The 1048-nt window shown below is 43.0% G+C and carries 1 protein-coding gene; it reads left to right on the top strand.

The window, feature by feature from the left end:
- Positions 1-24: 24 nt before the first annotated feature.
- A protein-coding gene (locus PR709_RS13965) for an IS3 family transposase (RefSeq protein ID WP_272570948.1) occupies positions 25-1048 on the top strand; the annotation gives its coding sequence in 2 pieces (ribosomal slippage) (positions 25-277 and positions 277-1048; 1025 coding nt annotated over the 2 pieces). This gene is flagged as partial in the annotation.

Raw genomic sequence — 1048 nt, 5'->3', positions numbered from 1 at the left:
GTAATCTGAACTGAGGAGATCTCTATGAAAAAAGCACGTTTTACCGATAGCCAAATTATCACCATCCTTAAGCAAGCTGAGGCGGGAACGCCTGTTTCTGAACTGTGCCGCGAACATGGTATGAGCAACGCCAGTTTTTATAAGTGGCGCTCACGCTTTGGTGGGATGGATGCTTCCATGATGACCCGCTTGAAAGAACTGGAAGAGGAAAATCGCCGCCTCAAAAAAATGTATGCAGAAGAAAGGTTGAAAGCTGAGATCATTCAGGAAGCTATGGCAAAAAAGTGGTGAAGCCATCGCATCGAAAGCGGATGGCGCAAGAAGCTGTCAAAATACGGAATATCAGCGTACGTTTTGCCTGCCAGTTATTTGTAGTGAGCGAAAGTTGCTATCATTATCAAGCTAAACTGAGTAAAGAAAATGAAGCAATAGCTGACTGGCTGATACGCATCACTGATAGCCAGCGCAACTGGGGATTTGGCTTGTGCTTTTTATTCCTTCGAAACGTAAAAAACTTAAGATTTAACCACAAAAGGGTTTACCGAATTTATTGTGCGTTGTCACTGAACATGCGAATAAAGCCGAAGAAACGCCTAAAACGGGATAAGCCCGAGCCACTGACGGTACCCGAAACGAGCAATGAATGTTGGTCAATGGACTTTATGCATGATCAACTGTCGGATGGGCGCTCAGTCCGTTTATTGAATATCATCGATGATTTTAATCGTGAAGCATTAGCTATTGAAGTGGATTTTTCCCTGCCGGCGAGTCGGGTTGTAAGAGTACTAGAGCAACTTATTGAGTGGAAAGGAAAACCGGTTTCCATACGCTGTGATAATGGGCCAGAATACACCAGTAATATATTGATATCATGGGCTAATCTGCAAGATATCAAAATAAACTTTATCCAGCCAGGTAATCCGCAGCAAAATGCTTACATTGAGCGTTATAATCGGACAGTCCGCTATGAGTGGTTAGGGCAATACTTGTTTTCATCACTGGATGAATTACAAGACTATGCTACACGGTGGCAATGGTTTTATAATCA

Source organism: Providencia sp. PROV267 (assembly GCF_028477825.1).
GTDB classification, from domain to species: Bacteria; Pseudomonadota; Gammaproteobacteria; order Enterobacterales; family Enterobacteriaceae; genus Providencia; species Providencia stuartii.
The sequence above is the reverse complement of the archived record's forward strand: the minus strand, read 5'-3'. Positions and strand labels throughout refer to the sequence as shown.